Source organism: Actinophytocola sp., from assembly GCF_049647105.1.
Lineage (GTDB): Bacteria > Actinomycetota > Actinomycetes > Mycobacteriales > Pseudonocardiaceae > Actinophytocola.
This window is the reverse complement of the sequence record NZ_JBARWZ010000088.1, coordinates 26,256-33,841: the sequence shown is the minus strand read 5'-3', so window position 1 is coordinate 33,841 and position 7,586 is coordinate 26,256. Positions and strand designations below refer to the sequence as shown.

10 protein-coding genes and 1 pseudogene are annotated in these 7,586 nt (G+C 68.4%); 1 reads left to right on the top strand and 10 read right to left on the bottom strand.

From position 1 onward, the window contains the following. A partial coding sequence (locus WBA97_RS10895) for a S8 family peptidase (protein ID WP_424230620.1) occupies window positions 1–1,468 on the top strand: 1,468 nt, incomplete at its 5' end. A 195-nt stretch (window positions 1,469–1,663) separates the two neighbouring features. Here the strand turns inward: WBA97_RS10895 and truA are convergent. The 10 genes and pseudogenes from truA to map all read right to left on the bottom strand — a co-directional run bounded on the left by truA (window position 1,664) and on the right by map (window position 7,574). Then, a complete protein-coding gene (truA, locus tag WBA97_RS10890; RefSeq protein WP_424230619.1) occupies window positions 1,664–2,434 on the bottom strand; it encodes a tRNA pseudouridine(38-40) synthase TruA in 771 nt (256 codons plus the stop codon). A gap of 272 nt (window positions 2,435–2,706) precedes the next feature. Then, window positions 2,707–3,207, bottom strand: a pseudogene (rplQ, locus tag WBA97_RS10885) (50S ribosomal protein L17); the annotation flags it as partial. Next, entirely contained in the window at window positions 3,207–4,265 is a 1,059-nt protein-coding gene (locus tag WBA97_RS10880; RefSeq protein WP_424230618.1) for a DNA-directed RNA polymerase subunit alpha, read from the bottom strand. The pseudogene rplQ and the gene WBA97_RS10880, both read right to left, overlap by 1 nt. A gap of 93 nt (window positions 4,266–4,358) precedes the next feature. Further along, window positions 4,359–4,964 carry a 30S ribosomal protein S4 gene (rpsD, locus tag WBA97_RS10875; protein ID WP_424230617.1) on the bottom strand — a complete coding sequence of 202 codons (606 nt, stop codon included), beginning with the start codon at window positions 4,962–4,964 and terminating at the stop codon, window positions 4,359–4,361. 22 nt (window positions 4,965–4,986) lie between these two features. After that, the gene (gene rpsK, locus WBA97_RS10870) at window positions 4,987–5,394 is read right to left on the bottom strand and encodes a 30S ribosomal protein S11 (RefSeq protein ID WP_184815380.1); all 408 of its coding nucleotides are present in this window, start codon (window positions 5,392–5,394) and stop codon (window positions 4,987–4,989) included. Between the two features lie 18 nt (window positions 5,395–5,412). After that, entirely contained in the window at window positions 5,413–5,550 is a 138-nt protein-coding gene (locus tag WBA97_RS10865; RefSeq protein ID WP_424230616.1) for a hypothetical protein, read from the bottom strand. A gap of 47 nt (window positions 5,551–5,597) precedes the next feature. Continuing rightward, complete coding sequence (gene rpsM, locus WBA97_RS10860; protein WP_424230615.1) at window positions 5,598–5,978, bottom strand: 30S ribosomal protein S13; 381 nt, start codon at window positions 5,976–5,978, stop codon at window positions 5,598–5,600. Window positions 5,979–6,115: 137 nt separating this feature from the next. Then, entirely contained in the window at window positions 6,116–6,229 is a 114-nt protein-coding gene (gene rpmJ / locus WBA97_RS10855; RefSeq protein WP_010148647.1) for a 50S ribosomal protein L36, read from the bottom strand. Between the two features lie 24 nt (window positions 6,230–6,253). After that, window positions 6,254–6,475, bottom strand: coding sequence for a translation initiation factor IF-1 (gene infA, locus WBA97_RS10850; protein WP_005166804.1), 222 nt, complete (start codon window positions 6,473–6,475; stop codon window positions 6,254–6,256). Between the two features lie 331 nt (window positions 6,476–6,806). After that, window positions 6,807–7,574, bottom strand: a complete 768-nt coding sequence (gene map / locus WBA97_RS10845) for a type I methionyl aminopeptidase (RefSeq protein WP_424230622.1) — start codon at window positions 7,572–7,574, stop codon at window positions 6,807–6,809. Between the last annotated feature and the right edge of the window lie 12 nt (window positions 7,575–7,586).

Below are 7,586 nucleotides of genomic sequence, written 5' to 3'. Positions count from 1 at the left end.
GGTTGGGCTCGCCGTCGTGGCTGCCGCACCGGCGGCCGCCGCACCCGAGGGCAGGATCCTCGGCGCCGACTCGGCCACCGCGGTCGACGGCAGCTACATCGTCGTCTTCAAGGACGGCATCGCGGCGACCACCGCGACGGCAGGCGTCGAGGTGACGCGCCGGTACCAGACGCTGAACGGGTTCGCCGCGTCGATGAGCGAGCAGCAGGCCAAGCAGCTCGCCGCCGACCCGAACGTGTCGTTCGTGCAGCAGAACCAGACGATGCGGATCACCGACGTCGCGTCGTGGGGTCTCGACCGGGTCGACCAGCGCAACCTGCCGCTGGACGACAGCTACGCGGCCTCGACGACGGCGTCGAACGTGCACGCGTACATCATCGACACCGGCATGGACCTCGACCACCCCGACTTCGGCGGTCGCGCCACCTCGGGCTTCGACGCGATCGACGGCGGCTCGGCGGACGACTGCCACGGCCACGGCACGCACGTCGGCGGCACCGTCGGCGGCGCGACCCACGGTGTGGCCAAGGAGGTCAACCTGGTCGCGGTGCGGGTCCTGGACTGCGCGGGCTCCGGCACGACCGAGCAGGTCGTCGCGGGCATCGACTGGGTGACCGCCAACGCGGTCAAGCCGGCCACGGCGAACATGAGCCTCGGCGGCGGCGTCGACGCGGCGATCGACGCGGCCACGCAGAGCTCCATCGCGGCGGGCGTCACCTACGCGATCGCGTCCGGCAACTCCTCCGGCGCCGACGCGTGCGACTTCTCCCCGGCCCGCGTGCCGGAGGCGATCACGGTGAACGCGTCGACCGAGGGCGACGCACGCGCGTCGTTCTCGAACATCGGCACCTGCACCGACATCTTCGCGCCGGGCCTGGGCATCACGTCCGACTGGCTCGACGGCGGCACCAACACGATCAGCGGCACGTCGATGGCGACCCCGCACGTGGCCGGCGCGGCCTCGCTCTACCTGGCCGACCACCCGGACGCCACCCCGCAGGCCGTCCGCGACGCGCTCGTGGCCAACGGCACCCCGGACAAGATCACCGACGCGGGCACGGGCTCGCCGAACGTGCTCCTGTACACGGGCGCCGGCGGCACCGACCCCGACCCGACGGGTTGTGCGGCCGTCGCCAACGCCACCCGGGTGGCCATTCCGGACGCCGGCGCGGCGGTGACCAGCACGATCGAGATCAGCGGCTGCGAGGGCAACGCCTCGGCGACCTCCGCCGTGAACGTGCAGATCACCCACACGTACCGCGGTGACCTGGTGGTCGACCTGGTCGCCCCGGACGGCACCGTCTACCGGCTGAAGAACTCCAGCGGGTCCGACAGCGCGGACGACGTGAACCAGACGTTCGCGGTGGACGCCTCCGCGAAGGCGGCGAACGGTGCGTGGTCGCTGCGCGTGCAGGACATCTTCGGCGCTGACACGGGCGCACTGACGGGTTGGACGCTCGACCTCTGATCCGGCAGTTGTTTACGGCGCTCCCCGCCCTTGGCGGGGAGCGCCGTTCCATGTCTGGCCTCCGGCCCCCGGTTTCCAGCCTACGGGCAGGGGGTGACAATTCCGGCGGCGGAGAGCTGCGCTGTGGACAACCCAGGGGGTTGTGGACAACCGGCGCGGAGCCCCCGGAGGCAACGGCGAGACCAAGCGGCGGGGTCAGAAGTGTTTCCGTATGGCGCGGGTTTGTTCCGCGCGTGCGGCCAGTTGGTCCGGGGGTGGGTAGTCGACGCCGGTCAGGGTGAGGCCGTGTGCCGGGGCGACGGTGATCGTGCTCGGGCGGGTCTCCGCCTTCAGCAGTGACGACGGCCATTCGGCTGGCTTGCGGCCCTCGCCCACCGCCAGCAGGGCGCCCACCAGGCTGCGCACCATCGAGTGGCAGAACGCGTCCGCCGACACCGTGGCCGTCACCACGTCGCCATCTCGCGCCCACGAAAGGCGTTGCAGGTCACGGATCGTCGTTGCGCCTTCGCGGCGGCGGCAGAACGCGACGAAGTTGTTGAGTCCCAGCAGAAGTGACGACGCGTCGTTCATCGCGTCCACATCGAGTGCGCGGGGCCAGGTCACCGTGTCGTGGCGGCGTAGTGGGTTCGCGGACCACTGGCGGTCGCACACGCGGTAGGCGTAGTGCCTGCGGACGGCCGAGAAGCGGGCGTCGAAGCCCGGTGGTGCCTCGGTGATCGAGTGCACCCTGACGTCCGATGGCAGTGCGCGCGCGAGGCGGTTCGGGTCGGGAACCGAGGGCAGGTCCGTGTGCGCCACCTGGCCGGACGCGTGCACGCCAGCGTCGGTCCTGCCCGCGACGGTCAGGCGGGTGTCGTGGCGCAGGACCATCGACAAGGTGTCCTCGATGACCGCGCACACCGTGCGGCGGCCCGGTTGGCGGGCCCAGCCCGAGAAATCCGTGCCGTCGTAGGCGATGCCGAGCACGAATCGGACGAGCCCGCCGCCCCTGGGGGCGACGGGCTCGTCCGGAGCGAAACCGGTCAGGACTCGTCTTCCTGCGACACGGGCTTGCTGAAGCCAGCGCTCTCCGCGTCCTCGGCGGTGGCGAACCACACCTCGGCGACGGTCCGGTCGTAGTACTGCGTGTCCGGCTCGTGGTACAGGTTCGAGTCGGCGTTGCCCTTGATCGGGAAGCCCTCCGGCTGCGAGCCGTCCTCCAGCGCGACGTGGCTGCCCGCGCCGTAGGGGTGCTCGTCGTCCGACGTGCTCTCCTCGACCTCGACGTCCTCGGCCGGAGCCTCGGTCGTGTCCTCCGCCTTGGTCTCCTTGGCGGGGGTGGCGGCCTTCTCGTCCTTGGCGAACTTCGTCTTGCGGGCGGCCTCGGCCTCCGCGGTGACGGTCTTCTCCTGCACCAGTTCGATGATCGCCATGGGGGCGTTGTCGCCCTTGCGCGGGATCGTCTTCAGGATGCGGGTGTAGCCGCCGTTGCGGTCCGCGAAGAACGGGCCGATCTCCGTGACGAGGCGGTGCACGACCTCCTGGTCCCGGATCACCCGCATGATCATGCGGCGGTTGTGGAGGTCACCCACCTTCGCCTTGGTGATCAGACGCTCCGCGTACGGCCGCAGCTTCTTGGCCTTGGTCTGGGTGGTGGTGATCCGACCGTGCTGGAACAGCGATGTGGCAAGGTTTGCCAGCATCAGCCGCTCGTGAGCCGGCGAGCCGCCCAGGCGGGCGCCCTTGGTTGGCGTGGGCATTACAACTGCTCCGTCTCCGCGTAGTCCTGGCCATCGTCACTGCCGGTGTCCGCGCCAACGCCGCTGTCCGACCAGCCCTCGTTCGAGTAGTCCGAGGCGGCGGTCGTCGGGTCGAACCCGGGCGGGCTGTCCTTCAGCGCCAGGCCGAGACCGACGAGCTTCATCTTGACCTCGTCGATCGACTTCGCGCCGAAGTTGCGGATGTCCAGCAGATCGGCCTCGCTGCGCGAGACGAGCTCACCCACGGTGTGGATGCCCTCGCGCTTGAGGCAGTTGTACGAACGAACGGTGAGGTCGAGGTCCTCGATCGGCATCGCGTAGGCGGCGATGGTGTCCGCCTCCTGCGGCGACGGACCGATCTCGATGCCCTCGGCGTCCACGTTGAGCTCGCGGGCGAGACCGAACAGCTCGACCAGCGTCTTGCCGGCCGACGCGACGGCGTCCCGCGGGGTGATCGACGGCTTCGTCTCGACGTCGAGGATCAGCCGGTCGAAGTCGGTGCGCTGCTCGACACGCGTGGCCTCGACCTTGTAGGTGACCCGCAGCACCGGCGAGTAGATCGAGTCGACCGGGATCCGGCCGATCTCGGCACCAGCCTGCTTGTTCTGCACAGCGGGCACGTAGCCGCGGCCGCGCTCGACGACGAGCTCGATCTCCAGCTTGCCCTTGCCGTTCAGCGTGGCGATGTGGAGGTCGGGGTTGTGCACGGTGACACCGGCGGGCGGCACGATGTCGCCCGCGCTGACCTCACCAGGGCCCTGCTTGCGCAGGTACATGGTGACGGGCTCGTCCTCCTCGGAGCTGACCACGAGCTCCTTGAGGTTGAGGATGATGTCGGTGACGTCTTCCTTCACGCCCGGCACGGTGGTGAACTCGTGCAGCACACCGTCGATACGGATGCTCGTGACGGACGCACCCGGGATCGACGACAGCAGGGTCCGCCGCAGCGAGTTGCCCAGCGTGTAGCCGAAACCCGGCTCCAGAGGCTCGATGGTGAACCGGGAGCGCGTCTCGTTGACCGGCTCCTCGCCGAGCGAGGGCCGCTGAGAAATCAGCACTTTCTTGTTTCCTTTACCTCAGGGGCGACCGCTATTTGACGCCCACCGGGATGAACCCGGCGGTGGCCCCTGAGGGCCACCGCCGGGCGACGATCACTTGGAGTAGAACTCGACGATCAGCTGTTCCTGCACTGGCACGTCGATCTGCGCGCGCTCGGGCAGCTGGTGCACGAGGATCCGCAGGTTGGACTGCACGACCTGCAGCCAGCCCGGAATCGGCCGGTCGCCGAAGGACTCCTTGGCGGCCACGAACGGCAACGTGTTGACCGACTTCGGCTTCACATCGATGATGTCGAACTTCGACACCTGGAAGCTCGGGACGTTGACCTTCTTGCCGTTCACGATGAAGTGACCGTGGCTGACCAGCTGACGGGCCTGGCGACGCGTGCGGGCGAGACCCGCGCGGTACACCACGTTGTCCAGCCGGGCCTCGAGGAGCTGCAGCAGTGCCTCACCGGTCTTGCCCTTGGTGCGCGCGGCCTGCTCGTAGTAGCGGCGGAACTGACGCTCCAGCACACCGTACGTGTAGCGGGCCTTCTGCTTCTCCTGCAGCTGCAGGAGGTACTCGCTCTCCTTGATGCGGCCGCGGCCGTGCTGACCCGGGGGGTACGGACGACGCTCGAACGAGCGGTCGCCACCGACCAGGTCGACCTTGAAACGACGTGACTTGCGGGTCACGGGTCCGGTGTAACGAGCCATTTCTCTCTAGTCCCCCGTTCCCTTAGACCCGGCGCCGCTTGGGCGGGCGGCACCCGTTGTGCGGCTGTGGCGTGACGTCCTGGATGGTGCCGACCTCGAGGCCCGCCGCCTGCAGCGAACGGATCGCGGTCTCCCGGCCGGAGCCGGGGCCCTTCACGAAGACATCGACCTTGCGCATGCCGTGCTCGGCCGCCTTGCGGGCCGCGTTCTCCGCGGCCATCTGCGCGGCGAACGGCGTCGACTTACGCGAGCCCTTGAAGCCGACGTGGCCGCTGGACGCCCAGCTGATCACGTTGCCGCTCGGGTCGGTGATGGACACGATCGTGTTGTTGAACGTGCTCTTGATGTGCGCGTGGCCGTGAGCGACGTTCTTCTTTTCCTTGCGCCGGACCTTCTTGACTCCGGCGCCCTGACGAGACTTGGGTGGCATGTCTGGTGGGTGCTCCTGTTAACGCGAAGTCTGGGTGGTGTCGGACTCGGACTCCGAGTTGGAGTCGCGGTCCGCGTGGCGGATGACCGTGCCGTAATCCCGGTACAGGTCGCGAAGTGCCTGCGGGCGCGCCTTGGGGGCGACCTGCAGAGCCACGAACTGACGGTTGCGTCGCCTCTGAGGGACGACCGATACGACCGTGCTCACTTCTTCCCAGCCTTCTTCTTGCCGGCGACCGTCTTCTTGGGGCCCTTGCGGGTACGGGCGTTCGTCTTCGTGCGCTGGCCGCGGACAGGCAGGCCGCGACGCCAGCGAAGACCCTCGTAACAGCCGATTTCGATCTTCCGGCGGATGTCCGCGTTCACCTCGCGGCGGAGGTCACCCTCGACCTTGTAGTTGGTCTCGATGTGCTCGCGGAGCTTCGCCACGTCCTCGTCGGACAGGTCCTTGGCGCGCAGGTCCGGGTTGATGCCGGTTGCGGTCAGCAGCTCCTTGGAGCGGGTACGGCCGATGCCGTAGATATAGGTCAGCGCGATCTCCATCCGCTTTTCGCGGGGGAGGTCGACGCCAGAAACGCGTGCCATATCTCCTCTTGAAGGGTCTTCCAGGTCTGCTCCCCAACCGCCCCGCAAAATGCGGGCCCCGGCCTGGTCCGAGGGTGAACCGAGCCCGTGTGGCTCGGTAGGTGTGGGGAGGGCCTCTTATGTCTGCTGTGCTGTGATCAGCCCTGACGTTGCTTGTGACGCAGGTTCTCGCAGATCACCATGACCCGGCCGTGACGGCGGATCACCTTGCACTTGTCACAGATCTTCTTGACGCTCGGCTGGACCTTCACGTCCCTGTCTCTCCATCGATGGCTCTACTTGTAGCGGTAGACGATTCGGCCGCGGGACAGGTCGTAGGGCGAAAGCTCCACGACCACTCGGTCCTCGGGCAGGATGCGGATGTAGTGCTGCCGCATCTTGCCGCTGATGTGTGCGAGAACCTTGTGTCCGTTCTCCAACTCGACACGGAACATCGCGTTGGGGAGCGGCTCCACCACACGGCCTTCGACCTCGATGGCCCCGTCCTTCTTGCCCATGTCCTCCGCGTTTCGTTTCTTGGTCTACGCAGGCCGCCAGGCATGTATCCGTAACTGGTCACACGCATGACGGAAACGGCGCAACGAGTGCGCCACCGAACTAGTGTACGCGCGCTGTTGACGGCGCGGCACCCAGGGGGTTATGTGCAGGCGATGACGAGGCTCACAGCAATGGTAGCCGCCATCGCCGCCTCTATTGGGTGAGATTTCGTCACCCTGTGTTAGGTTTTCCGGCCCGATGCCCAGCGATGGCCTGACAGCGTCACCCGGTGAGGCTTCCCAGTGTCACCGGCGGCACGCCGAGGGGCTCGCAGACAACGTCAACGCACGGTCAGGGCGCCGTCAGCACCCATGGCCCGTCGTCGGTGATGGCCACCGTGTGTTCCCAGTGGGCGGCCCTGGAGCCATCCGCGGTGACCACGGTCCAGCCGTCGTCGAGCTCCTCGGTCTGCTCGCGGCCGATGGTCAGCATCGGCTCGATCGCGATGGCCATGCCGACCCGCAGGCGCGGGCCCTTGCCCGGCTTGCCGTAGTTCGGCAGGAACGGCTCCATGTGCATGGCCCGGCCGATGCCGTGGCCGCCGTACTCGCGGACGATGCCGTACGTCGTGCCCGACGCGCGTTCCGTTGCGTGGACGGATTCCTCGATGGCGTGCGAGATGTCGGTAAGGCGGGCGTCCGGGCGGACGGCCTTGATGCCGGCCTCCATCGCCGCGCGGGTGGCGTCGGACAGCGCCAGGTCCGCGGCGGCGACCGTGCCCACCGGGATCGTCACCGCGGAGTCGCCGTGCCAGCCGTCGAGGATGGCCCCGCAGTCCACGGAGATCAGGTCGCCGTCGGCCAGCACCTGGTCGCGGGAAGGGATGCCGTGCACGATCTGGTGGTTCACCGAGGCGCAGATCGTGGCGGGGTAGTCGTGGTAGCCGAGGAACGACGGGACCGCGCCCGCGTCGCGGATGATCTCGAACGCCAGCTCGTCCAGCTCCCCCGTGCTGATGCCGGGGCGGACGGCGGCCGTGACCGCGGCGAGGGCCTTCGCCACCACGAGGCCCGCGGCACGCATGGCCTCCAGCTCGGCTGGAGTCTTCAGCTCGATCATGCTGTCACGCCG